This window comes from Beijerinckia mobilis, from assembly GCF_000745425.1.
Lineage (GTDB): Bacteria > Pseudomonadota > Alphaproteobacteria > Rhizobiales > Beijerinckiaceae > Beijerinckia > Beijerinckia mobilis.
The window spans coordinates 1-24701 of the sequence record NZ_JQJH01000018.1 but is presented as its reverse complement, the minus strand read 5'-3'; the positions used below and the strand labels follow the sequence as shown (position 1 = coordinate 24701).

General features: G+C 56.2%; 19 protein-coding genes, 1 tRNA gene and 1 pseudogene. 15 read left to right on the top strand and 6 right to left on the bottom strand.

The window, feature by feature from the left end; all coding sequences use genetic code 11:
• The first annotated feature begins 1 nt into the window (after position 1).
• The 8 genes from DL88_RS13605 (at position 2) to DL88_RS13570 (ending at position 8633) form a co-directional block, all read left to right on the top strand.
• Complete coding sequence (locus DL88_RS13605) at positions 2-1228, top strand: MotB family protein (RefSeq protein ID WP_034997043.1); 1227 nt, start codon at positions 2-4, stop codon at positions 1226-1228.
• 38 nt (positions 1229-1266) lie between these two features.
• Positions 1267-2481, top strand: coding sequence for a MotC family chemotaxis protein (locus DL88_RS19485; protein WP_156971106.1), 1215 nt, complete (start codon positions 1267-1269; stop codon positions 2479-2481).
• Positions 2478-4211, top strand: a complete 1734-nt coding sequence (fliK, locus tag DL88_RS13595) for a flagellar hook-length control protein FliK (RefSeq protein ID WP_034997041.1) — start codon at positions 2478-2480, stop codon at positions 4209-4211. Before DL88_RS19485 ends, fliK begins: the two co-directional genes overlap by 4 nt.
• Complete coding sequence (locus DL88_RS13590; protein WP_084705184.1) at positions 4195-4725, top strand: transglycosylase SLT domain-containing protein; 531 nt, start codon at positions 4195-4197, stop codon at positions 4723-4725. The genes fliK and DL88_RS13590 overlap by 17 nt, the downstream gene beginning before the upstream one ends.
• 285 nt (positions 4726-5010) lie before the next feature.
• The gene (locus DL88_RS13585) at positions 5011-6039 is read left to right on the top strand and encodes a P1 family peptidase (protein ID WP_034997035.1); all 1029 of its coding nucleotides are present in this window, start codon (positions 5011-5013) and stop codon (positions 6037-6039) included.
• 63 nt (positions 6040-6102) lie between these two features.
• Positions 6103-7410, top strand: coding sequence for an adenylosuccinate lyase (gene purB / locus DL88_RS13580; RefSeq protein ID WP_034997033.1), 1308 nt, complete (start codon positions 6103-6105; stop codon positions 7408-7410).
• 33 nt (positions 7411-7443) lie between these two features.
• Positions 7444-8073 carry a ferritin-like domain-containing protein gene (locus DL88_RS13575; RefSeq protein WP_034997030.1) on the top strand — a complete coding sequence of 210 codons (630 nt, stop codon included), beginning with the start codon at positions 7444-7446 and terminating at the stop codon, positions 8071-8073.
• 8 nt (positions 8074-8081) lie between these two features.
• The gene (locus DL88_RS13570) at positions 8082-8633 is read left to right on the top strand and encodes an RBBP9/YdeN family alpha/beta hydrolase (protein WP_034997027.1); all 552 of its coding nucleotides are present in this window, start codon (positions 8082-8084) and stop codon (positions 8631-8633) included.
• A gap of 258 nt (positions 8634-8891) precedes the next feature.
• Here DL88_RS13570 and DL88_RS13565 read toward each other — a convergent pair whose 3' ends face one another.
• Positions 8892-11489, bottom strand: coding sequence for a heavy metal translocating P-type ATPase (locus DL88_RS13565; RefSeq protein WP_034997024.1), 2598 nt, complete (start codon positions 11487-11489; stop codon positions 8892-8894).
• Between the two features lie 352 nt (positions 11490-11841).
• On the opposite strand from DL88_RS13565, the gene DL88_RS13560 reads away from it, so the two are divergent.
• From DL88_RS13560 to DL88_RS13550, 3 genes are all read left to right on the top strand, one after another.
• A tRNA-Met gene (locus DL88_RS13560) sits at positions 11842-11918 on the top strand.
• Positions 11919-12654: 736 nt separating this feature from the next.
• Positions 12655-13158, top strand: a complete 504-nt coding sequence (locus tag DL88_RS13555) for a hypothetical protein (RefSeq protein ID WP_156971105.1) — start codon at positions 12655-12657, stop codon at positions 13156-13158.
• A 304-nt stretch (positions 13159-13462) separates the two neighbouring features.
• Complete coding sequence (locus DL88_RS13550; RefSeq protein ID WP_210165317.1) at positions 13463-13624, top strand: transposase family protein; 162 nt, start codon at positions 13463-13465, stop codon at positions 13622-13624.
• A gap of 582 nt (positions 13625-14206) precedes the next feature.
• Here DL88_RS13550 and DL88_RS13535 read toward each other — a convergent pair.
• Positions 14207-15449 (bottom strand): ISAzo13 family transposase gene (locus tag DL88_RS13535; protein WP_156971104.1). Its coding sequence is split into 2 segments (ribosomal slippage): positions 14207-14350 and positions 14352-15449, totalling 1242 coding nucleotides; the frame shifts between segments, so codons are not numbered across the junction.
• A gap of 93 nt (positions 15450-15542) precedes the next feature.
• A pseudogene (locus DL88_RS13530) lies at positions 15543-15743 on the bottom strand (helix-turn-helix domain-containing protein); the annotation flags it as partial.
• 141 nt (positions 15744-15884) lie between these two features.
• On the opposite strand from DL88_RS13530, the gene DL88_RS13525 reads away from it, so the two are divergent.
• The gene (locus DL88_RS13525; protein ID WP_034997012.1) at positions 15885-16958 is read left to right on the top strand and encodes a LysM peptidoglycan-binding domain-containing protein; all 1074 of its coding nucleotides are present in this window, start codon (positions 15885-15887) and stop codon (positions 16956-16958) included.
• A gap of 110 nt (positions 16959-17068) precedes the next feature.
• Here DL88_RS13525 and DL88_RS13520 read toward each other — a convergent pair whose 3' ends face one another.
• On the bottom strand, positions 17069-18226 hold the full coding sequence (locus DL88_RS13520) for a DUF4424 family protein (RefSeq protein ID WP_156971103.1): 1158 nt from the start codon (positions 18224-18226) through the stop codon (positions 17069-17071).
• 230 nt (positions 18227-18456) lie between these two features.
• Between DL88_RS13520 and DL88_RS13515 the strand changes: the two genes are divergently transcribed.
• Entirely contained in the window at positions 18457-18954 is a 498-nt protein-coding gene (locus DL88_RS13515) for a PAAR domain-containing protein (RefSeq protein WP_034997003.1), read from the top strand.
• 18 nt (positions 18955-18972) lie between these two features.
• On the opposite strand, the gene DL88_RS13510 is transcribed toward DL88_RS13515, so the two are convergent.
• Together DL88_RS13510 and DL88_RS13505 are read right to left on the bottom strand one after the other, a co-directional pair.
• Positions 18973-19632 (bottom strand): DUF4384 domain-containing protein, encoded by a 660-nt coding sequence (locus DL88_RS13510; protein WP_034997001.1) that lies wholly within the window; start codon positions 19630-19632, stop codon positions 18973-18975.
• Positions 19633-19647: 15 nt separating this feature from the next.
• Positions 19648-21366, bottom strand: coding sequence for a caspase family protein (locus DL88_RS13505; protein WP_169741582.1), 1719 nt, complete (start codon positions 21364-21366; stop codon positions 19648-19650).
• Positions 21367-21605: 239 nt separating this feature from the next.
• Here DL88_RS13505 and DL88_RS13500 point away from each other — a divergent pair, with 239 nt between their 5' ends.
• Together DL88_RS13500 and DL88_RS13495 are read left to right on the top strand one after the other, a co-directional pair.
• A complete protein-coding gene (locus tag DL88_RS13500; protein WP_034996997.1) occupies positions 21606-23060 on the top strand; it encodes a methyltransferase regulatory domain-containing protein in 1455 nt (484 codons plus the stop codon).
• A 237-nt stretch (positions 23061-23297) separates the two neighbouring features.
• Positions 23298-24680, top strand: a complete 1383-nt coding sequence (locus DL88_RS13495) for an IS5 family transposase (RefSeq protein WP_051955798.1) — start codon at positions 23298-23300, stop codon at positions 24678-24680.
• Positions 24681-24701 lie beyond the last annotated feature (21 nt).

Genomic DNA, 24701 nt, shown 5'->3' with positions numbered 1-24701 from the left:
AATGTCTGAAGGTCAAGAAATAGTCATCGTCAAACGACGTGGGTCACACGGAAAAGGTCATCATGGTGGGGCGTGGAAGATTGCCTTCGCCGATTTCATGACCGCTTTGATGGCATTGTTCCTGGTATTGTGGTTGGTGAATTCTACCAATGAGAAAACAAAGACGTCAATCGCACGTTATTTCAATCCCATCAAACTCGTTGATATGACGACGCTGCAGAAAGGGGTTCATCCGCCGCCGGAAAAGGAGGAAAGTTCTTCTATTGACAAAGATCAATCACCCACCGGGGCGGATAAAGGGAAAGGAGAAGCAAACGCGTCTGACAAGGACGACAAGCATCCATCTCAGCAAGTGAAGGCGAAATATTCCGAGGATGCTCTTTTTCGGGATCCTTATGCCGTGCTTGCGGAAATAGCTGGCCGGGCTGATGAGGCACCGATCAGCCATGGAGAGTCGACGGGTTCTGATAAGAATGCGTTGAGCGTCGATGAGACGTCGCAAGTCTATCGAGATCCATTCGCTCCCACGATAACGAATTCTGATGTGAGCGGAGAGGTGCGGAGTGAGGAAAATGTTGCTCTTGAGGTACGGCGAGAACGAGAAGATTTGAAGCCTGCCAAGCCGGCAACCGATCCTAAAGTTGAAACGGAACGTGCCAATGTTAAACGTGGAGCTAAAGGCGCCGTGCCGAAACCATCGCCTGGGGCCGATAAGGGGCAGCAGGATATACCGGCTCAAAATGTTGAAGGAATCAACCAGGTCGATGAACTCACACAATTGACAAAGGATCTTAATGATTCCGTGAAGGAACGTGCGGCTGGCCCTGTCACGCCTGCGATAGAGGCAAAAGTGGTTCATGACGGCGTGTTGATAAATCTCACGGATAATATTGCTTATTCGATGTTTGCCATTGGATCTGCGGAACCGCAAAAGCAAACTGTCCAGGCTATGCAGAAAATCGCGGAGATTCTGAAAAGCCATGAAGGAAGTGTTGTTATCAGAGGATTTACAGATGGGCGGCAGTATAAAGATAATGCCTATGATAATTGGCGTCTGTCGACATCCCGAGCAATAATGGCTCAGTATATGTTAATTAAGGGTGGACTTGATCCTCGTCGTATAGAACACGTCGAAGGATATGCTGATCGGCATCTGAAAATGACAGAGGATCCTTTGGCGGCCGTTAATCGTAGAATTGAAATTCTGATCCGAAAGGATAAGCGGTGAAACGCCCTCTATTAGTCCTCGGGATATTTATATCCTACATGATCGGTTATATGGGCGTGGCATTCTCAGATCCTCAAGCCATCGTATCACCCGCGCACAATCCGGAAACAAGAGGTGGTGATGCGCATTTGGCCTCCGTGCACGATAAAGTAAAATCGCCCTTAGAGATGATCCGTACGATTGAAATCCTGCAGGATCAGATCGCAGCTGGGAAAAAGCCGGTGGAAGCGGCGATGCCAGCTGTCGTGAAACAGATCGCAGAGAGATTGATTACCGAAGATCCAGAGGTCTGGAAAGATCCGAAAAATGTGCAGGCCCTTGTCATTTATCTCTTTAGTGGAGGACAGCCGAGAGTTGCCAAGAAAGTGTTGGGGTATGAAGGGCTTCCTTCCTCAGACGGAAAATTGCTTAATGCCGCCTATGCATATACAATCGGGAACAGAGCCGAGGCAGCTAAAATACTCAGGACAACTGATCCGAATACATTACCGTCTTTCCTAGGCGCGCATGTAGCCCTTATAAAAGCGCTTTTGGTGGCGGAGAAAGAGCCCGCCAACGCCATGCGTTATCTCGACTTGGCGCGAATTCTGGCTCCCGGAACCCTGATCGAGGAAGCAGCTTTGCGTAGAGAAATATTTCTTGCGGAGAGTTCCCACAAATTCACAAAATTCTTTTTTCTTTCCGGGCAATACACTCGCCGTTTTCGAAATTCCATTTATTTTGATAATTTTTATAAACACTTTGTCAATTCGATCGTCAGTCTTAGCCTGAATGAGGGGACCGAACTGATTTCTCAGCAGGGAGAAATCTTGAGTGCGCTATCTTTGCAGCAACAGGCAGAGATTTATTTAGCAATTGCCTACCAGAATTTGCTCTGCGGACGCATTGATCAAGTTGCTTATGCCCTTTCGCGGATACACGCGCTGGGAACAAAGAGTGCGATTAATTCAGAGCGGGAAGTCATCTACCAGAATATTGTTGATTTTCTCAAAACGGGCGAGGGAGAGAGCCTAGATCGGATCGCTCGTCTGGATGAAAAGAACCTGTCGTCAAAAGATACGGAACTTGCTCACGCTCTTCTGCAGATCGGGCGGGTATTACAAGAGACGGATGCGGAACAGACTCTTTCGTCCGAAGAGACCTTCCAGCCAGAGGCAAGTTCCGCGCGCGATGATCATGTTATGGAATTGATCAAGCGGACGGATGAGGCCATGAATTCGGTGGATAGAGCATTGCACGGGGGCGCTCCGTGAATTCTACTCAAAAAGCGATTTTGCCTGCCGTATTCTCGAAGCCGTCGGATACGGAGGCAAAGTCAAAAGATATCCATAAAGAGATGGCCGACAGCTCTGATTCTGCAATCGAGAAGTTTTCAAATCTATTGTCTGGTCTCGCGAATTCGGCCGAAACGGAATCGGAACCTACCCTATCAATGAAAGAGAAGATTCCGTGGAAAGGCGTATCTGCGTTGCCCATGTTGGAGAGTGGAACGATTACACAAAATCCAAGCCAATTGATGGCAAGCAGTTCGAGCGGTCGGTATCAGGATACTCTGTTGCAGCCATCAGGTGAGCCCTCTCTCGGTGTGGGTTTTGCAGGCGTTTTTCCGCAAAGCGGCAATGGATCGGTTTCTGCCGATAGTGCTTCTGAACTTGGCAAGTGGATCAATGATCAAAATACGCATGTTGCTTTGCCCTCAGAAGCGAAACAGTCAGAAGAGAAAAATCTGAGGGCGTCGGGCTTTAAACTGCAGAGTTTAGCCACCGAGGAATCGGGCCAGCAAAATAATGACGGTCAGGGGGGCACGGGGTCAGTAGAAAGTCGACTTCTATCTCTCTCAAATAACAAGGAAGAGCCTGACAAAACCGGCCAATCTAAATATGCGCAAGGGACAAAAAAGGAAACTGTCCAGAAACCGCAGCCGTCGACTGAAGGGTCGACCATTCCCTACAGCAATTTGTTGTCAGGGATCCCTGTGCCCGAACTGGTCCCAACAATTGTTAGCGAAAGTGGACCGACGCGAAGAGTCAGCGAGAATGACGTTGGCGAGATCGGTGATATTCTACGGAACGGTTTGGATACCGGAATATTGGGTCTTCATGATGATTCAGTATCTCTGAAGCTCACGCAATTGGATATACCCAATAGAGATATCGATAAAGGTGTGAATTCCTTGTCCCGTGACAGGGCAAGGATAACGAATGCCGAAAGTATTGGGAATGAGCAGGAATCGATGGGATTTGTTTCGTTAACTGACACCGCTGCGAATGGGGTTGCTGCGACTGTTAAAGTGACGAGTAAGGAAAGCTATTTTCCTCCTTATTTGCCTCCAACACCGGTGCAGCAGATTGCCGATAAAATTATTGAAGGTGTGAATGGCTTGATAAATAATGTCACGCCGCTGACGCCAGTATTGGGACCCGAATTAGGAGCACAAACGGCGGTTTCAGAAAGTCGCTTGGTAATGTCACAAGATGGCGCCAATGGAGGTATTTCTCCATTCCAGAATGGCATCGTTGATTTGGTCCCAGGAAGGTTACAGTCGGACAAATTGAAGGTTATCACTTTCAATCTTGTTCCCGACGGTATGGGGACAGTCAACGTCAAAATGCGCCTCTCCGGTTCAAATCTCGATGTCGAATTAAAGATCTCCTCTTCGGATGTGAAGGAGATGCTTGAAAACGATAAGAATACGCTATCTGACAAATTGAATGCTTCCGGTTATATGGTGGAGAAACTTCAAATCGGATTACAAAATGTCATTGCTGACGGGATTGTTTCTGGCGAGAAAAACGATTTCAATCATTTCGGGAAGGCAAATTCCGGCGCACATGATCCAACATCCGATTCTGGTTCAAATTCATCAAGGGAAGATGGCTCGTCTCGAAACGGTGGGCAGCAAGGGCGAGGGCCCCAATACCGGCAAGACGATCTACAGGACTCTTCCCTGGCTGCTCGCAGGAATGATGGCTTTTACCTTTGAATGTTATGCGCGGGAGGAATTAGTCATTCATCCGTGCGAGAGAGAGATGGTGCAGGCAGCCAAAAAATATAATGTTCCCCTTTCTATTTTATATGCTGTGGGGTTGACGGAGACGGGGCATCGAGGCTCTCTCCAACCCTACGCCCTCAATCTGCATGGTCCGTCCTTTTTTGCGTCGTCTTTGCAGGAAGGAATCGAACATTTCAGATCGGCTCAAAAAAATGGTGTGAAATTGATTGATATTGGCTGTATGCAAATTAATCATCATTTTCATCGCGATAAATTTACGAGTCTCGAGGCGATGTTCGATCCGCATCAGAATGTAGACTATGCTGCGCGGTTTTTGAGAGATCTGAAAATTCAGGAAGGTAGTTGGACGCTTGCGGCTGCGCGATATCATGCGGGGACGGGAAATAATTTTGCACAAAAGCATTATGTCTGCAATGTAATTACAAATATGGTCGCGTCTGGCTTCGGCGCATGGACTGTAAACGCAATCAGGTTTTGTCGTTAAACGTGGCTAAGAATGTCATTGTGCTTTAAGGGTTGCTTAAGTTGTGCTTCATTAATTGAGTTTATGTGAAATTCTTAAAGTATTCCTGGTTGAATCTGCTTGTGCTGTGTCAAGATGTATGGAAATGAGTGTAATCCCATCATAATGTGCTTTTGATGTTGTGGCTTTGAAGATGGGTGATACCGTCATGATAAGCATTGATGAATCTGATTGAACGCATATGAGTTTGTTCCGAGTTATGGTGCGGAATTGAATCGAAGCGCGATGCGAGGCATGTAGCGGATTATGCGGAATCTCATCACCGATGTGCCAGGCGTTCTTGTCGGCAATTATCATGACGTCCAGCGTGCGTCCGGTGTTACCACGGTGATTTTTGAAACTCCCGCATGCGCGTCCTATGTGACGCTTGGAGGTGCTCCTGGTGTCAGGGATACCGGGCTGTTGGAGCCTGAGCGGACCGTTGATCATGTCGATGCTCTCGTTCTTTCAGGGGGCTCCGCATATGGCCTCGATGCGATGGGTGGCGTGCAATCTGCCTTGCGTTTGTCCGGGCGCGGGTTTGCTGTGGGTAACGTAACAGTTCCTATCGTCCCCGGTGCTATTCTTTTCGATTTGTTGAACGGCGGGAACAAGGATTGGGGTGATGAGCCGGTTTATTGGCGCTTGGGGCGTTTGAGCGTCGAGGCTGTTAATAAGGATTTCGTTCTCGGTTCAGTGGGCGCCGGTTATGGCGCGACAATCGCTGATCTCAAGGGTGGTCTGGGTTCAGCCAGCTGTGTCAGTTCGTCTGGAGCCTATGTCGGTGCACTGGTTGCCGTTAATGCCTTGGGCCGCGCCACGATTGGCGAGGGTCCGCATTTCTGGGCGGCGCCTTACGAAAGGAACGCAGAATATGGTGGTCTCGGTTGGCCCGCGGCTTTTCCATCCGATGCATTGACGCTCGTTTGTAAGGGGGATGATGCGTCCCCGCTTATTGGAGCGAACACGACGATCGGCATCACCGCAACGGATTTGGCTCTTACGAAAGCCGAGTTGAAACATCTTGCTGTCATGGCGCATGACGGCCTGGGGAGGGCGCTGCGGCCGGCACATGGCGCTTTGGATGGCGATACGATTTTTGCCGTAGCCACTGGGTTGCGGAATGAAGCGGTTACCCCCCGTACGCTGACTGAAATCGGCACCCTCGCGGCGGATTGTTTTGCTCGTGCGATCGCTCGCGGCATCTATGAAGCGACGGCATTGCCCTTTCCCGGTGCATTGCCAGCTTGGCGTGATCGGTTGGCGGCTCTGGACAGGCGCGGCAGGCTGGCTTAATCCACAATAGAAAGTCGTTTTCCTTCTTTGAGGCCATTGGCCTTTCCTTGCGATGAGTTCAGAATGATTCCGCGTTATGCTCGCCCTGACATGGTTGCCATCTGGGAGCCGAAGACGCGGTTTCGCATCTGGTTCGAAATCGAGGCCTATGCCTGCGAGGCTATGGCGGAGATTGGAATCATCCCCAGAGAATCGGCGAAGGCGATTTGGGAAAAGGCAAAGGATGTCGAATTCGACGTCGATCGCATCGACGAAATCGAGCGTGTGACTAAGCATGATGTCATTGCTTTTTTGACGCATCTTGCTGAGTTTATTGGATCTGATGCACGTTTTGTCCATCAGGGCATGACCTCTTCCGATGTGCTGGACACTTGCCTTTCAGTGCAGCTTGCCCGCGCTTCCGACCTTCTCCTCGCCGATCTCGATGGTCTCCTCGCCGCTTTGAAAAGGCGCGCCTTCGAATATAAAATGACGCCGACAATTGGCCGCTCGCACGGTATTCACGCGGAGCCAATCACATTCGGCCTCAAATTGGCGCAGGCCTATGCGGAATTTTCCCGCGCGCGGGAGAGGCTCGTTGCTGCCCGAAAGGAAATTGCCACTTGCGCCATTTCCGGCGCAGTCGGCACGTTCGCCAATATCGATCCGCGAGTTGAAACTTACGTGGCGGAGAAGCTTGGCCTCGGCGTGGAGCCCATCTCGACACAAGTCATACCTCGCGACCGGCATGCCATGTTCTTCGCGACGCTTGCGGTGATTGCTTCCTCCATGGAGCGTCTTGCCGTTGAAATCCGGCATTTGCAGCGTACGGAAGTTCTTGAAGCGGAGGAATATTTTTCCGTGGGCCAGAAAGGCTCCTCCGCCATGCCGCATAAACGCAATCCTGTGTTGAGCGAGAATGTCACTGGCCTCGCGCGTCTGGTTCGAGGTATGGCGCTCCCAGCGATGGAAAATGTCGCGCTTTGGCATGAAAGAGATATTTCTCATTCCTCAGTCGAGCGCATGATCGGTCCCGATGCCACGATCACACTCGATTTCGCTTTGGTACGGCTGACAGGGCTCATCGATAAATTGCTGGTCTATCCGGCTAATATGCAGAAGAATCTTGATCGCCTTGGCGGTCTCATTCATTCGCAACGCGTGCTGCTCGCCCTGACTCAAAAAGGTATCAGCCGTGAAGATGCCTATGCGCTGGTGCAGCGCAACGCCATGCCTGTGTGGCGTGGAGAAGGCGAGTTTCTGCCACTGTTGAAAGCGGATCCGGATATCGCCAAAGTCTTGAGCTCGGGTGAACTCGAGGCGTTGTTTGATCTCGGCTATCATCTCAAGAATGTCGATGTCATCTTCGAACGTGTTTTCGGTGAAGTGTGAATTTATTGGATCAATATTCTAGGGGAGATCGCGATGTCGGAACCGGTTCAGCTCGAAACTCTGGTCATGAAGATCGTCGCCGACGCCCGTTTACATGCACGCTGGCTGAATACATTCTCCTTCATGGAATATATCGGCTTTCGCAAAATCGTGAAAAGCCAGCTCGCTGAGCAGATGACCGCGCAGATCCTATCCCATGCGATGGAAGAAGGACGCCATGCGCTGGGGCTCAAGAAACTCGCGATGAAACTTGGTGGTTCTGATTTCGACAGCTATGCGCCGGAAACCATGATTTGTCCGGAGGCGGCGGAAACTTATATCCAGACGTTGGACAAGACCTGCGAGGCGCAGTTTGCTGCGTTGCCTGATACGGATCGGAGCCGCCTCACTTACCTTTACGTGACATGGTTGATCGAAAAGCGCGCGCTGGAAGTCTATAATGTCTATAAGGCGCTGTTGCCGCAGAAGGATATTGTGGCGAAACTGGAAGGACTCTTGATGGAAGAAGGGCGGCATCTCCAGGATGTCGAAGCCGCGATGACATCGAAAGATCGCCAGTTTAAGGAACGGGCGGACTTGTTGCAGCCGCAGGAAGAGGCGATTTATTCGATCTTCCTCGGCCACCTCGCAGAGGCTCTTCAACCCGCCGCCGCGGCAGCCTGAGCCCTCCGATGCGGACTTCGGAAGCGGAGATTCTAATCGTACCGGGCCTGGGAGGGTCGGGCGATGACCATTGGCAAAGCCGGTGGAACGAGAAATTGCCGACTGCGCGTCGCATTGTCCAGGAAGATTGGTTGAACCCCTCGCGTGAGGCCTGGACGCGGCGTCTCGCCGCAGATGTCGCGCAAGCGGAAATGCCGGTCATTTTCGTGGCGCATAGCCTTGGTGTCCTCGCTGTCATTCATGCCGTGCCGCTGATCGATGTCACCAAGGTCAGGGGAGCATTTCTCGTCGCCCCGCCATCTTTGGCAATCATACGGGATGTTGCCGCGATCGATTCTGCATTCGCTCAGGAGATCGAGACTCCTTTACCATTTCCGGCAGTGGTGATCGCGAGTCGTAACGATCCCTATGCAACCTTCGAAGAGAGCGAAATGCTTGCATCGAAGCTTGGTGCTGCCTTTGCTGATGCCGGTATGTCTGGGCATATCAATGTGGAAAGCGGCCATGGGCCCTGGCCGGAAGGTCTGATGCGTTTCGCGGGCTTCTTGAAAGATCTGTAAACGATCTCGATCATATTGACCGGATACAGCCATTTTTCATGATCTGTTTCCGGACATTTTTGGAGGGAGGCGTGCTCAGATAGAAGCATGTTAACGCATGCGAGAGCTTGCCGAGGGCGGAGAAGAGTTTGATGACGAGTTCGCGGTAAGGCGAATCCCCCCGCATAAAACCGAAATTTGAGGCCCAGCCTTCTACAGTTTTGATCGTCTATTCATGTGGATAGGCTTATTAGCCAATCGGGGTGATCGCGCAAAATATCAAGAGATGGGCTGCTCATTCTGGATGCTGGTCGGGCTGGCACCGGAAGTCTGGTCATGAATCGCGCTCCCAGCCGAGGCAGGCAATACTGCCGCTGGAGAAAAGCGGCGCAAGCGCAAGGCATTTGTCACCACGAAAACCGAAGAGAACGCCATTGCTCCCGCCGCCAACATCGGCGAGAGAAGCAATTTGAATGGAGCATAGAAAAGGCCCGCAGCGACCGGGATCAGGATGACATTATAGGCAAAGGCCCAGAAGAGATTCTGCCGTATATTACGCATCGTTGCCCGGCTGATCGCAAGCGCATCGGCGACGCTGGTGAGTCTATGACTGATTAAAACCACATCTGCGGACTCGATCGCTATATCCGTGCCGGATCCAATGGCGACGCCGACATCGGCTTCAGCTAGTGCCGGTGCATCATTGATGCCGTCGCCTATGAAAGCGACCTTATGGCCGGATTGACGGAGATCAGCAATGACATCGCGTTTGCCTTGCGGCAAGGTTTCGGCGACGACATCATCAATTCCAAGCTTTTTGGCGATCGCTTCGGCAGTTTCACGCCGATCGCCTGTCACCATGATCGTTTTTCGGTGATCCTTTCGCAGGCGAACGATTGTTTCGGCTGCACCATCGGCGATAGGGTCGGCGATGGCGAGAAGGGCGGCAAGTTGACCATCAATACCGGCATATAGAGAAGATTTCGCTTCCATAGCCAGTGCCTTGGCTTCTTTGTCGAATGGTGTGACGTCGATCCCATGCTTTTCGAGATAGCGGCCGGCACCAATGAGAATGCGATGACCAGCGACTTCACCTTCAACCCCGAAACCTGCCTGCGCCTGGAATTTTTCAGCGGTATCGAGAGCCAGGCCATTTTCAGAAGCCGCCTTCACTATCGCTTTGGCGATTGGGTGCTCGGAATGGGCTTCGAGGCTTGCAAGCAGATGCAAAACATCGGAGCGGGTAAATGGCGGCTGCAAGATGAAATCGGTCAGGGCCGGTTGCCCTTGTGTGAGCGTCCCCGTCTTATCGAAAGCGGTCGTATCGGCTTCCGCAAGCGTCTGCAGCGCCGCGCCCTTGCGGAAAAGAATACCAAGCTCGGCGGCGCGGCCGGTGCCGACCATGATTGATACCGGCGTCGCAAGGCCCATTGCACAAGGGCAGGCGATGATCAGGACACTGACCATCTGGATCAAGGCGAAGTTCAAGGCCGGTTGCGGGCCAAACCACATCCATGTCACGAATGTCAGGGCCGCAAGAGCCAGAACGGCCGGCACGAACCAAGCAGTGATTTTGTCCGCGAGTGCCTGGATGGGTAATTTAGCGCCTTGCGCCTGTTCGACCATCCGAATGATCTGGGCAAGGACAGTCTCTTTGCCTGTATGCGTCACGCGGAATTGAAAACTTCCATCGAGATTGAGTGTTCCACCGACTACAGTGGCACCGCTCGTCTTATAGATGGGTGCGGCCTCACCCGTCAGCATGGATTCATTCACGAAGGAAGCACCGTCGGTGACTATGCCGTCGAGCGGAACATTTTCTCCGGGGCGAACCAGAACGACATCAGCGACCTTGATCTTTTCGATTGGAAGATCGACCGGCTGGCCATTGAGAATCACGCGTGCCTCGCGCGCCTTGAGGCCGAGGAGGTGTTTGATCGCCGCGCCTGTCTTGCCTCTCGCACGCGCCTCGAGTGCACGGCCAAGCAGAATTAGGGTGACGATGACGGCAGCGGATTCGAAATAGACCTGCCGCGAGGTTTCTGGAAATAAATTGGGGAGGAAGGTGACGAGGCTCGAATAAGCGAAGGCGGCACCCGCGCCCAGCGCGACGAGCGAGTTCATATCCGGCGCGCCTCGCAAAAGGCTGGGCAGCCCCTGCGTAAAGAAACGCCGTCCAGGAAAAGCGAGCACGAGCAAAGTAAGGCAAAAGGAAAGCAGATGCAGGGGGAAAAGCCCTATTGTCTGCACGAGCCAATGCGCGAAGTCATGGTTGAGATGGGACCCCATCTCCAGGACCAAAACCGGGAAGGTCAGGACAGCGGCGACAAAGAAATCGCGGAACAAATTCTGCGTTTCCGATGCCGGTTCGGTTCTGTGCTGATGCTGAGCGCCCTCTTTGGATTGGATGATCGTTGGCTGTTCGTCGGCGTCGCCGCGCTCTCGGGTGGGATAGCCCGCTTTGGTGACCGTCTCTTCGATTTCGGCGATATCGGTCTCGCCGGTCGCGAAGGTGACAGTCGCTGTCTTGGTGGCGAGATTGACGTTTGCTTCCAAGATTCCGGGAAGGCTCCTGAAGGCTTTTTCGGCCCGGTTCACGCAGGAGGCACAATTCAGTTTGTCGACTGTGAATTCGGCAGTCTCGGTCAGAGGCTCATAGCCTGCCGTCTTCACGGCAGCGGCGACACTGGCGAGATTGGGGACCTCGGAGAAGCCGACCGTCGCGCGTTCCGTCGCGAGATTGACGGAGACAGAATTGACGCCCGGCACCGCCTTGATGGCTCTTTCCACGCGCCCGACGCAGGAGGCGCAATGCATGCCCTTGATGCGAAGACCGAGTGAAGGATCGGAATGATGAGTGGAAGGGGCTATTGCCATCTGCCTGATCCGGTTGAGCCCAGCCTGAGGATATTCAGCATCTCAGCCTGTGCGGACGTCGACTCTTCTGAAATTGATCGTTTTATCTTGAAAAGCAAGATGCGTGACCGTTGTGGTGGCGTTCACAGCATAGAGAGGAAATATTTACCCGCACGGCGTAACGAGGCCCGGCGATTATGGGCGGCATTGGCCTGATGGGACGGCTCGGCTTGAATTGCAGCGCAAAGGGCATCCGTTTGATCCCACTTATTGCTGTTCAGAGAGCCATTGGGAAACATTTCATGATGCGCGAGGAGCCTCTTGACACTCGGGAGGGCAGGGCCCTATATCACCGGGCTCCTTGAGCAGCAGGGGCGGAGTAGCTCAGCCGGCTAGAGCAGAGGAATCATAATCCTTGTGTCGGGGGTTCGAGTCCCTCCTCCGCTACCATTGAAATCATAGAAGAATTTACCGATTAAGCCGCCTCTTGGCGGCTTTTTCATGTCGCAAATGGTTCGGTATGTTACAATTGATTTTAAATGGTTTTTAATTTGTCGCGGCTCCTCGACGCGACATGGTTTGCGACATGAAACAAGTTCTGACGATCCTGCTTGAATCAGAACATCGCAGGACACTGCTGAGATTGCTGTGGCTCGCAATGGTGGCTCGGCCATTTAGGAAGACCGGACCTTCCGTCGGCAAACAGACGAAAATGGATGAGGCAATGGCGTGGCCCTCGACGTCTCGACCTTCCGGATCATGGTGTCCCAAGCGGTAAAGCTGAGCAGCGGGAGCCGACGTCCCATAAAGGTCACGGGAGTCACTGATCAAGTAAGGCCAACTGACCTTGCACGGCGCCGGGCGAGGGTTTGGGACAGCCTTATCTGATACGTGCCAAACAGCGGTCGAATCACCAAACTATTTTGCAACCGTGACGATCGCCGTGTCCTCTTTCTCCATTTGCCTAAATTTGTGGCATTGCATTGACTGCTCGCAAAAGCATTTCTCTTCTCCCGCCTGCCCGGAACCCGCACCAGGGGTGCATTGGTGTGTACCCCAATTTTATGCTTTTTGATGGTCCCGTGACGTCCTCGACATGGTTCCCACATGGATGTGACACGTCCTCGAGGCGTCCCCAACATGGTTCCAAGATCGCTCTAACATGTGCCCATGATGGTTCCCGTGCGTGTCGGATTTTCACGGGAATGTGATTTGTTTAGGTGTCCCTTTTATCGCGAACCCATGCCACGATTCTTCCATGAGCAAAGATTCCATCACCATTTTTCTGGCTCGCCTCCGAGAGAAGAGCTTCGGTCGCTGCTCCGACACTTATCGTTGGCTGCGCGAGCATCACGAGCCTCTCAGCGAGGCCATCAAAAAATATCAGCCGGCCTGGAGAGTGGTTGCCCAGGCGTTGACGGATGAAGGTATCGTGGGAGCCCGGGGACAGAAGCTTTCGGCGAAACCTCTTCGGCGCATGTGGCTGCGTGTCTGCCGCGACATCGAGGATGACAAACGCTTCGCGGCAACGGGAATCTCGGCCAGAAAGCGCTATCCATCTCAGACGTCACCGAATCCTCAGCCCAACGCGGCCGTGCGTCCCGCATTGCCGTCACCTATTCCCGGTCGAACGCTTTCAATAATCGAAGTGCGCTCCGTTCAATCGCAAACTCCGAATGAGCCCGAATAGGAAAATCCAAAAACCATTTGCGGAAGCTGCTCTTCTCAAACATCGCGATGAGCAAACCATTGCGGAAAGATCGCCATTACTCCGAGAATGCTTAACTTGAAAAGTAATAGAGGATGAATGGTCAGGGCAATCGGGTGAAGAACCAGGTGACAAAAGGGATTTGAGCTGAATCTGTGTCCATCCTCTGATTCGGGACGAAGGATGGGGCGGTGGACGAGAGTGGAACCGCTTGTACGGCGCTGGCCAAGACGACGGTTTTCCTCCAATATTTCATAGGTATGCCGGACCATCGCAGGCAGGCAAGGTGATTTATCCGCTCGATGAGATCCTGCTTTTGTGCCTGCTCGCGATGTCGGTGGAAGCCGAAGCCTTCACCGACATCGCTCGTTTTGGTGAGAAGAAGCTCGATCTGTTGAGCCACTTCCGGCCGTTCGCCAACGGAACGCCGGCGCAGAGGGTGTCCTAAACGATGTGGTGCGCCGGGAGACTGGCAAGGAGTATGTGGTGAAAGTCCACTACGATGAAGGAGTAGCGATTCACGTCGGCCCCGAGCCGTGCGTTTTTGGCCGTGAGGCCAAGGACGAAGCGTCGGCAGGGGAGCGCATAGGCCAGCCATGGAGCCGCGAAAGTTTAATAATTCTGGGTGCTGACGCTGTCACATCGGCGGAAGGCAATATGGGCAGAGGCGCTATCGCGAGCTGCTGTCTGGCCCGGCGTGGTCAAAGACCCTGGCATATGTGGACGCTCTTTGCACGGGAACCGGGAGATCTCGGGATTGACCTGCGGGGGAACGCCGCAGGCCCGCATCGGGAAGGTGAGGAACCGTAGCCGATGATGCACGATCCCGAGAAGTCTGCCTCAGTCAAAGTAGCTGGGAAGCCGGTGAACAAAACTAGGCAACTGGTAGCGGAGCTGGTGGAGCCAAGGACCGGGACCAAGGGGAACGCGGACCAGCAAAGCGCGCGCCGGGCTCAGGACCGGGCAAGCGTGTCACAGGCGCTGGAACGCGTACGGCAAGCCGCAAGGCTAAGGCACTGTCCGTAAATTATTACTTTGGTATGGGTGGGTTTGGTCGGATTGTATAATTCCAATCGCCGTGAAAGTCGTGGCGAATGAGATTGACAGTCTTGAGTTCGGCATCTGAGACCTTGATGCCAGCTGGATAGGGGTGCGGATCGAGTTCGCAGCGCACCCGTCAAACCAGCCTTTGTTGTCGTGGCGGCGATCAATTGCACGATGACCTGATGGCTGATAAGCGGTTTGCCCCGCCAATTGCCGGTGATGAACGAGAACAGACGGTGTTCGGTCTTGTTCCATTTGCTCGTGCCGGGCGGCAGATGGCATATTGTGATCGGTATACCAAACTCATCGGCAAGCTTTTGCAATTCGAGTTTCCACAATCGCACGCGCGAGCCGTTGCTGCCGCCGCCATCGGCCGTGATCAATAGGCTTGAAGCATCCCAATAACGTTCCTCGCCCATGAGTTTCCACCATCTGCGGATGGCATTGACCGCAAAAGCCGCGGTGTCGTGATCAATCCCTACGCTGACCCAGCCCTTATTGCCGGCAATGTCATAGACACCCCTCGGGTCAAGCCCGAGGGCAGGCTCCAGCACGGCCCGTCCGAGTTCGGGAATGACGAAGTCATGGACGCGAACTTCCTCGGGAGGGCCTTGGGGTCGCCATTCACGTCCGGCGTTCTTGAAATTGCCGACGAGTTCCTTCTTCTTGGTATCGACCGAGATCGCCGGGACGCCTGTGGCCAGCGCCTCCTTCACCCGATCGTTGATGTCATGGAACTGAGCATCACGATCCGGGTGGCTCGATCCTTCCCGCGTTTTGCGATTGGACTGCAAACGATAGCTGAGTTCATGCAGCAGTTCGCCGACGACGGTGCGGCGGCCGATCTTATGGCCCATCTCGCACAGCCCTTGGCTGCGCTTGCGCAAGCTCTTGCACGTCCACAAAAGGGGTGATTGCGGATCTCCTCGCGTTTGCGGTTCGACCAAGGATCGCAGATCTTCGAGGAGATACGCGTCGGTCTCTCTGAGCGGCTTGCGGCCAGCGCCCGGTTGGCGTAGCCGCGCCGGAGGGAACTCACTGCCGGCGCGCAATTCGACGAGCCCCCGACCGATGGTGCTGCAGGCGATGCCCGTGGCACGTGACACGGCAGCAATTCCGCCGCGTCCAGCCGCCGTTGCCTCCGTTGCCGCAAAACGCCGCCGGCCCTGTTCATCAAGAACGGGGGCGAGCGCTTCAAAACGCAGCCGGATGGCGGATTCATCGATCATTGGGAAAGGCTACAGCCTTGCGAACCCGCTGGGAATCCTCTTAAGCGGGAAAACCCCTCCTCAATCGATTCAGTTATTCCCGGACGATGCCTAAGCGTTAAAGCGCAGCACCCAATCCCGGATGGTTTGCAGCCCGACCCCGCCGATGCGGGCCGCGTCGGTCCGCGTGCCGCCATCATAGATCTCGGCAAGCGCCAACAGACGACGGGCAAAGGCCGCCTCCTTGGTCTGCTTCGCCAAGGTCCGAAGCTGCGACCCAACATAATCCGTCCGGAGCTTAACCGGGATCATCATGGCGAACCTCCTTCAGTCGCCACAACTGAATCACATCAACGCCAATTGGAAAACCTCAACGAGTCAGCCTTCCAAGGACTTGGTATAACTTTACCCCCTACGCTATACTTGATACTTGCTCGCCCCGAGGAGAGCCTCACCATGGGACTGCTTCAGATAGCATGCCTCGCCCATGCACGCGCCGGACAGCTGGCCATTCCCTTTTTCGGAGGCCCGCACGCCCAACTCGCGGCCGACATCTTCGGTTGCTACCTTGATGGCAGCATGCGGCTGGAGGTCCTGTCGAGGATCGTCAAGGCCGTCCAGGGCCACACCACGCATCAAAAGATCGTTGCGTTCATCAAGGAGCGCATCGAAGGTCGCCAGGCCAGCACGGGTCGAAAGCTCGCGGCACCGGAGTTGCTGGCAACCGCCGCACAAGCCGTTGATGAATTTCGTATGCCGATGCCCGATCTGACTGGGTCCGGCGACATTCAAATGGTGAAGCCGTATTTTTCCGGCGACTTGCAACAGGTTATTAGCGGCATTCATTCAATCGGCCTCATCAACGCCTACTATAAGGACGAATTATTCAATGTTGTTGTTGGAAGCTACAACATCAAGGACGCCTATGATTTCGACAATGACCGATCGATGTTTCCTTTCTATGATAAATACCGCAAGAATCTGGCGGCCTTCTACGTTGAAGACGATAACAATCCGCTGCGTCTCTACAGTAAATGCATCACCACCTATGAAGCCGACCTTGCTCTTGCCCCCACATCCGGAGGCAGCCCTTTCGCCGGCCCGCTGAACCGGCCGCTCATCTTCACCGCCTTCATGTACGCGATCGAGATTGGTGGGTGCACCAAGTCGCTGCCCTGGTCGGCCGACATTCCCTTCACCATCAATCTCGCCTCGGGCGCAATCCAAAGTCCCATCAAGACCCCGGACGGGCGTGAACCAAGCGTCCCACGGGTCCCGAGCCCTCCACTTCCCGATCTTCCCGGCGCGCACCAGCGCTTCAAGTTGAAGACATTGAAACCGCGCCCCGCGCCGGAGCCTGAAACACGCACCTACGTAGTAAAGCGCGGCGATACGCTGAGCGCCCTCGCCCAGCGCATCTATGGCGACGCCTCAAAGTGGAAGAAGATCTACGAAGCGAACCGCGCGGTGATCGGCGCCAACCCGAATCTGATCCTGGTCGGCCAGACCCTGGTGCTTCCGCCCCTCTAACGACATCCCGACACAAGGTTATCTATGGAACCGAAAGAAAACTCAGCCGCCAGAGCTTGAAATGTCGTTCTTCACGATCGATCGTCGAGCTGCAGCTGTGTAATACTCGCTCAATCCTTCGTGCCAATGAGTAGGATCTTGAGAAGGCCGCTCGGACGATGATCGGAGGCCTGCATCTCGAAGCCTGTCGCCGAAATCTTGCGTAGATTGGTCGCGCAGAAGCTGATGATCTGCGCGGGCTTGCCTTTGTCTACACCGAGGCGGAACTGGCGAACCGGCGCGTCCGGGACGTCGGCGCCAAGGTCGAAAGTAATTCGTTTCTCCCGCAAATTCGCTACATTCGCTTCGGGGAAAACCCTGATCGCCATCTGCTCGGCGGCGTCCGGATCCGACTGACCAGACACGGGCGGCTTTCCATCACCTTGTGGTTCTTGGGGCAAGCCTTGCCCCGACGCGATGCTCTCGGCCGGCCGGGTGAGTTGCGCGACGGCTGTCGAGACGATCTTGTCTATTCCGTTGAAAAAGCTGCGATCGATACAATAATCGGCACGAAGACGCTCAACTTCACGTGCGAGGGCCTTTTCTGAACGCAACGGCTCGCGCAGCACACTGTCTCGGGTCTGGCCAACACTGGTTCGAAATCTGAGTTCGATCGCGATCGTCTGTCCGGGAGAGAGATCGATCTTGCGCGACGCCACCGTTTTGGCGGACCAATGGGGATAATAGAGCGGCTCTCCAGCCTGGTTCCGTCCTGCTTCGGCGATCAATCCGTCTCTTTCAAGGAGGGCCTTTGCCTCCGGTGTCAGTGCCGCAAGACGGTTCTGGAACTGGTCGAGCGGAACGAGAGGCAAGCCGGCGCGGCGCAGGATCACACCTACGTCTTTTTCGTTTGCACGCGCGGTTTGGGTGAAGGAGAGCGTCACGGGCTTCCGATCGATCATCGCGGCCAGCGAGACGAAATTGACGGGATCGGCGTCGGGGATGGACCAGGCAGAGTCTGGATCGGAAAAATCGAGGTCGGGCAGCGGTGCCGACAAAGTCGTCGAGACGAGTGCCGCGGTTGGGTTGGATATGCGATATTTCAGCGTGGAGTTCTCGACGCCGATAGATACATCGATCGATTCAACAACGAGTCCAGCGGCCTCTAACGCGCGAAGGTTGGGACCCCGATGCGTGAGCTCCAGCAACGATTCCTGCGCTACCGCGCAATCAGAGACGAGAGCAAGAACCGCTGCCGCGCCACAAAGGCGCTTTAACCAATTTTTCATTGAGGCCCCTTCGAAAAAGCTGCTGTCCGTCGGCGTGATCGGAGCAGATCCATCGATCGAGCTTAAGGATATCTTCTTCGCAGCGCCGCGCCGAGCCGAAATCACTGATAGTGCGATGCCGTCGACAAGCAGATTGACCGTTGCTCACGATCGCTTACTCTGTTGGAGACTCTTCGCTGCGGATTGCCGTTCTCGTGGAGAGCGTTTTAAAGCGTAGGAGAGAAAGAGCGATGGGACGTCCCGCGGCGAGAATGACCGATCCTGTCGTCCATCCTCTGCCTCCCGTGCTGACGCCGGGGCCCGGCAGCTTGAACGTGTTCATCGGCGGCCTGCCTGCGTGGCGCGGAGTCGGCGGAATAGCAGCGGCGGCCGTACAATCGGCGAAGGCCGTCTCCGATGCGGTGATCCAGACGGCGGAAGCCGCGACGCTTGCGTCCGTCGGCACGCCCGGCCTACCTGCCGCCAAGGCTGCCGAAGAGGCAACAAAGGCTGCGGCGGCCGCGTCGATGGGCTCGATGATTTCCTCGGCCGCCGGAGGCGCCGATATTCATGTGTGCTCTACGCCTCTTCCAATCCCGCCCCATGGTCCGGGCGTCGTCGTCGATGGCTCGATGACGGTGTTCATCAATGGCCTGCCAGGCTGCCGCCAGGGCGATACCATCGTCGAGGCGATAGGGCCGCCCAACAAGATCGCCATGGGCTGTCCGACAGTGTTTATCGGCGGTTGAAACGTGTAAACTCTGGTCTTATTTGATCGAGTAAAAGGTCGTTGCGAATGCCCATTTGGGTGCGCGGACTGGCCGTCTCCCCTCGGCGGGCAAAATCTGTAGCGAACGTGTCATATCCTTGACGAACTCGGCTGCCTTGGTCTGGCCTGCAAGTGCGGCCGGCACATCCGGCAGGTCGATCACCTGCACGGGCGTCTCGCTCAAAATCGCGACGACCATGCCGACACCCTCCGGAGGAGAGGCAACGAATCTATAGCCCGCCCCGGCGTTCTCGTCGGGCAAAGTGATCGATTGTCCCACGCGCAGGAAATTGGCCTTCTCGTCGACACCAGCAGGATCCGAGAGCGTCACCATGTTCGGATAGATCTGCGATAAACGACCTTGCGCGTCGACGTCGACGAGGACGACATAGCCCGCTTTTTCCGCAGTGACGCGGAAGGCGATCGGCGCGCCGATGGAAAATTTGGCCTCTGGCAGCACATCGACCCGCACACCGGAACTCTTTAGCGTCTCCTTCAGCAACGGAATGGGGGGCTCTTTCTTTCGCACTGGCGCCGAGTCCTCGGCGGCCGGGTTCTCGATGATTCGGACCGAACGGGCCTGTCCTTGCGGCTCGGCGAGCGCTGCCAAGGCAATGAGAACGAGACAACCGGCCGAGAATAGTGAAATGAGATGCATTGTTTTCCTCTTCTCTCAGCGTGCGGTAAACACTCCGACTGTACCCACAAGGGCGCCTTCCGCGGCATATTCAGAGAGGATATCGATGATCCTGGCCGGATCGCGACGTTGATCCAGCTGGCGCAATGCCTGCTCGAGCTGAAGATTCCGCCTGCTCGACGTGATAGCAACGATCTGATCCGCGCCGAAGGGCTCGCGGGCGGTGAGGTTTAGGTGGTATTCGGCGCTCTCGAGAACCGGCGGGTCCGAGCCGAGCGGATAGAGGAATTGCAGCGAGCCGTTGCCCGTGAGGTTGAACAGGACGAGGTTGCGCCCCGTCATTCCGCCAATCGAGACGCTGATTTTCTCACCTTTCCTGTGTAGGCCGTCGCTGGGAGAGACGCGGATGGATTGGGGCCCGCGACCGGCGAAGAGCTTTAGCCAGCGCACCGTCGCTGCGCGGTCGATGATTACATTGAGATCTTTCGCTTCGATATTGTGGGCGAGCACATCGCCGCCAGCGATCACGTCCTTCGTCAGAGAGTCCCATATCACGTCTGGATCGGAGCCCAATCCTACGACGTCGAAGGCGGAGCGCGACCCCTGGCCGAAGCCCGGTTCTGGCCCGGCTCCGCTCAGAGCCAGCCGGATGGGCTCCTTTGGTCGCGGCGGCACAGCGAGCGGCAGCCTGGCTGGAACGGGCATCTCTCCGGGCGCAATCGAAAGAGACTTCGGCGCGAGAGGCCGGATCTGTAACCCACCCGAAGCGGGACCGCTGGCACTGTCCTTGGCGTCACTCATCGTGGGCGCGGCTTCCGTTGGCCGAACTCCTGTCGCTACAACGCTGACACCGCGATGCAGCTCGGCGACGACCTCCTGGTGTGGGTCTGAGGCCCTCGCCTGCTCGACGACGACATTCTGCCGCTGATCGCTGAGCTGGTAGGTGAATTGGCGGACATAGGCGAGGAACTCATCGGTCGTGACGAGACCATCTCCATCCGTATCGGCCGCGCCGTCGAGCGCGCGGGAGACCGCATAGCTCAGCGCTCCGCGATAGCCTTCACCCGGGACCTCGATCTCTGGTGCTTTCGACTGCTTGTCGGCGGCGGCGAGAAAAATCGAGCGCTCGAAATCGGCGGGCACCAGTGCGGCGTCGGCTCCCGTCGCGACTGGTTGCAGTCGGTCCGGGATCGCCGTATAGGCGACCGAACGATAGGCGATTGTGGCTGCTCGCGGATCCACCTCACGCGTCAGGCCCTTGCCCGAAGAAGCGTCGGCGATGAACGTGGCGCGTGCGCCCTTGCTTTCAAACGCCCGGATATAGTGGTTGAATTCGCTTTGAAGGAGTTTCTCGCCGTTCGCCTGCGCATCACGAGGGTCGAAATTGGCGAGCAGGAAGACCGTATCGAGGCCGTCCGGCTGTGATCCTTCGAAATGTTCCGGCTCTTGCGCGCCGTGACCCGCAAATGAAACGATGACCGTGTCACCCGGGCCTGTTCGCTCGAGGGTCCTGTCGAGCGCTCGTAGAACGGAGGCGCGGTCTGCGTCGCCGTCGAGCAGTGACGTGATGTCGGTGGCGCCGTGCCGCCGCAATGCACTCTCGATGTCGCGCGCATCCGCTGTCGCTCCGCGAAGCTGTGGAACTTGTCGATACATGTCGACACCGATGACGATAGCGCGTGTCGCCGCCGCCGCTGCCGCGAGCGGGACGAGCGAGAGAAACGCCGCGGTGACGATCGCGCGGGGAAGGCTCACAAGCAAACGCTCACCGCAGCGTGACAACCTCATGCGGTGCGAAACGCCGGTGTCCGCGTGGGCAACCATTTCCTCCACTCCGATTCAATAACGCGGCGTCCGAACCATCTCTTGGGATGTTGAAAATATCACCTCCCCGAGCCACCGGGCAAGGTGGGCTGGACATTTGCGATCCTCGCGGCGAATGTCGCAAGTCCGAACGCGGCGAAAGAGACGCCCATTGGACGGGGAGGGGATTTATGAGCAACGCCTATGACGCGATGGACTATCCGTATGCGGTCAGGTCTTCGACGCATCCGGCGCTGCTCGGGGCGCTGTCGCAGTTGGTAGGACGTCCGCCCGCCCCGTTTCGGGACTGCCGGGTGCTTGAGATCGGCGCGGGAGATGGCGTCAATCTCGCGAGCATGGCTACCACCGCGCCGGACTCCGAGTTCGTGGGCATCGACCTCTCGGAACACGCCATCGCGAGGGGGAGGGTGCTCATCGCCGAGGCCGGGCTCGCCAATGTCCGGCTCGACTATGTTGACATCCGAGCTTTCGAGGCGCCCGAGCAATCTTTCGACTATATCATCGCGCATGGCGTCTATGCCTGGGTCCCGGAAGAGGTTCGCGACGCGATCCTCAAACTTTGCGGCCGGTACCTCTCACCTCGAGGCGTCGCCATGGTCAGCTACAATGCGCTGCCTGGATGCCGCCTGCGCCAAGCAATGCGGGACATGCTCATCTATTCGAGCGCGGGCTTTTCTTTCCCGGAGCAAAAGCTCGCGGCGGCACGACACGCCGCAGCCTTCCATGCCGAACATTGGGCGAAAAACGAGGCTTTTTCGGCCGCGCTCGCGGCTGAGGCCCGCGATCTCCTGGAGCGTCCTGACGGCCTCCTCTTCCACGACGAGCTTGGTGAATTCTACGAGCCTCAGCTCTTCTCGCAGGTCGCCGCCGCCGCGCGCGCCCACGGGCTTGACTATCTCTGCGACGCCGATCTGTCGCTCGCCGCCGGTGCCCTGTGGGAAGATGAATTCTGGACGCAGAGCCTGCCGTTGACGGGTGGAGATTTTCTCGCCTACGAGCAGTTTCGCGACTTCGTCGAGACGCGCTTTTTCCGCCGCAGCCTGTTTTGTCGCGCAGGGGCGCCTCTGGATCGGCGCTTTTTGCCAGAGCGTGCCCGGGGACTTTTTCTCGACGCGCGGCTCGAGCCTTTCGCGGACACGACTGTTCAAGCAGGTGAATTTGCGTTCAAGACGGCTCGTGGCGGCGAAATTTCGACACGCGATCCGGCTTTCGCTGCGGCCTTGCAGCGGCTCGGTGAAGCTTTTCCTGCTGCACTGCCGTTCGAGGCGCTTGCGACAGACGCGGTCGTGACAGACGCACTGATGCGTCTCTTCGTCATGGGCATGGCCCGGCTGACGACCGAGCCGCCGCCGGTCGGCCGCGACTATGGCGAAAAACCCTTCGCAAGCCCACTCGCGCGCGCCCAGGCCCGCCTCGGGGCGCATGCAGTGGCGACCTACCGGCATACGAACGTGGGGATTTCAGGCGAGGAGGCGCGCCGGTTCCTGCAATTGCTCGATGGAACTCGGACCGTGGCGGAGATGGTCCAGGAGATGGCGGGGAGCACTGGCAGACCCGATGAGGCCAGTGCAAGCGTTGTCGAGGGACTTAAGAAATTTGCGGCCTGGGGGCTGACGAGAGGTTAGGAGGCTTACCGTTTTTTCGGGGGCAAGGAGAAGACGGAAAGTTTGGTAATGTCCCAGCTTCCGCATAGATGGTCGCCCGTGAAGAATCCCCAACCCATTGAATGAATGATTATATTTTCCTCTGGCAAGTCTTTGTATTTGCCGGATTTGATAGGCTGTGGACGGGTTTTCTTGCAAATTGATCGTGGGCTTTGGGTGTGATTCTCTGGTTCTGAGGGAAGCGGAGGATCAGCGGGGATGCGGCCACGGGAGAGGCGTGAGAGCGGCCAGCAGGATCTGTTTCGGGCGCGGCTCGATCAGATCCTCGACATGCAGCATCCGCTGGTGAAGCTGGCGGCGGCGATCGACTGGGGCTTTCTCGAAAAGCGCTTTGGCGCCGCTTACAGCGATGCGCCAGGCCATCCTCCTCTGCCGACGCGGTTGATGGCTGGCGTGGCGATCCTCAAGCACATGGTCGATCTGTCTGACGAAGCGCTCTGCGAGCGCTGGGTCGAAAACCCTTATTATCAGCTGTTTTGCGGAGAAGAGTTCTTCCAGCACAGCCTTGCCTTCGACCGCTCTTCGATGACCCGCTGGCGGCAGCGGATGGGAGAAGAAAAGCTTGTCGCGCTGTTGCAGGAAAGTCTGGCGAGTGCGACGCGCACCGGCGCGGCCAAGCCCTCCGACTTCGCCAAGGTGATCATCGACACGACCGTGCAGCCGAAGGCGGTAGCGCATCCGACGGATGCCAGGCTCATGCAGCGCGCCCGTGAAAGGCTGGTCCGGCTCGCCAGGAAACACGGTGTCAGTCTGCGCCAGAGTTACCACCGCGTCGGCAAATATGCGCTGATCAGGCAGCAGCGCTATGCCCATGCCAAACAGTTCAGGCGCGCCAGACGCTCGCTAAAGACCCTCAAGACCTCTCTCGGCCGGGTGATCCGCGACATCACCCGCAAGATCAAAGACCAGGAGGCACTCCAGCAGATCTTCGCCCCCGAACTCATGCTGGCCCGCCGCGTCCATGCCGGCAACAGAAACCTGCGGCCTCTCAGGGGACAAAAGGCTGATACAGACCTGCGGGTGTTCAGCCTGCATGCGCCGGAGGTCGAATGCATCGGCAAGGGCAAGCCGCACAAGCCCTATGAGTTTGGGGTGAAGGTCTCGCTGGCGACGACACTCAAACGCTCAAAGGGCGGCCAGTTCATCGTCCATGCCAAGGCTCTGCCCGGCAAGCCCTATGACGGCCATACGCTCGGGACAGTCATTCCCGACATCGAACAACTCATCGGATGCTCCCTTGAACGGATATTCACCGATGCGGGGTACAAGGGCCACAACGCGCCACCTGCCCACCGCTTCAAGGTCTATCGCGCCGGACAGAAACGCGGCATGACAAAGGAAATCCGCCGCCAGATGCGGCGCAGGTCCGCCGTCGAGCCCGTCATCGGCCATACAAAATCCGATCATCGCATGGACCGAAATTATCTCGCGGGCCAAGCCGGCGATGCCATCAACGCTGTCCTCGCGGCAGTCGGCTACAACTTCAAACGCATCCTCTCATGGCTCCGCGTTTGGCTCGCCATTCTGTGGAGCTTCATTACAAGCTGTGGCCACTCAAAAAATCACTTCGCTCAGGCTTGAATGCCCTTCTTCACAGTCGAC

Excerpts from the sequence above, each read along its gene's own strand:
- DL88_RS13495 (WP_051955798.1), top strand. The coding sequence starts at position 23,298 with ATGCGGCCACGGGAGAGGCGTGAGAGCGGCCAGCAGGATCTGTTTCGG.
- DL88_RS13520 (WP_156971103.1), bottom strand. The coding sequence starts at position 18,226 with ATGAAAAATTGGTTAAAGCGCCTTTGTGGCGCGGCAGCGGTTCTTGCT.
- DL88_RS13565 (WP_034997024.1), bottom strand. The coding sequence starts at position 11,489 with ATGGCAATAGCCCCTTCCACTCATCATTCCGATCCTTCACTCGGTCTT.
- DL88_RS13525 (WP_034997012.1), top strand. The coding sequence starts at position 15,885 with ATGGGACTGCTTCAGATAGCATGCCTCGCCCATGCACGCGCCGGACAG.
- DL88_RS19485 (WP_156971106.1), top strand. The coding sequence starts at position 1,267 with ATGATCGGTTATATGGGCGTGGCATTCTCAGATCCTCAAGCCATCGTA.
- DL88_RS13510 (WP_034997001.1), bottom strand. The coding sequence starts at position 19,632 with ATGCATCTCATTTCACTATTCTCGGCCGGTTGTCTCGTTCTCATTGCC.
- DL88_RS13575 (WP_034997030.1), top strand. The coding sequence starts at position 7,444 with ATGTCGGAACCGGTTCAGCTCGAAACTCTGGTCATGAAGATCGTCGCC.
- DL88_RS13590 (WP_084705184.1), top strand. The coding sequence starts at position 4,195 with ATGGCTTTTACCTTTGAATGTTATGCGCGGGAGGAATTAGTCATTCAT.
- DL88_RS13515 (WP_034997003.1), top strand. The coding sequence starts at position 18,457 with ATGGGACGTCCCGCGGCGAGAATGACCGATCCTGTCGTCCATCCTCTG.
- DL88_RS13500 (WP_034996997.1), top strand. The coding sequence starts at position 21,606 with ATGAGCAACGCCTATGACGCGATGGACTATCCGTATGCGGTCAGGTCT.
- DL88_RS13605 (WP_034997043.1), top strand. The coding sequence starts at position 2 with ATGTCTGAAGGTCAAGAAATAGTCATCGTCAAACGACGTGGGTCACAC.
- DL88_RS13570 (WP_034997027.1), top strand. The coding sequence starts at position 8,082 with ATGCGGACTTCGGAAGCGGAGATTCTAATCGTACCGGGCCTGGGAGGG.
- DL88_RS13585 (WP_034997035.1), top strand. The coding sequence starts at position 5,011 with ATGCGGAATCTCATCACCGATGTGCCAGGCGTTCTTGTCGGCAATTAT.
- purB (WP_034997033.1), top strand. The coding sequence starts at position 6,103 with ATGATTCCGCGTTATGCTCGCCCTGACATGGTTGCCATCTGGGAGCCG.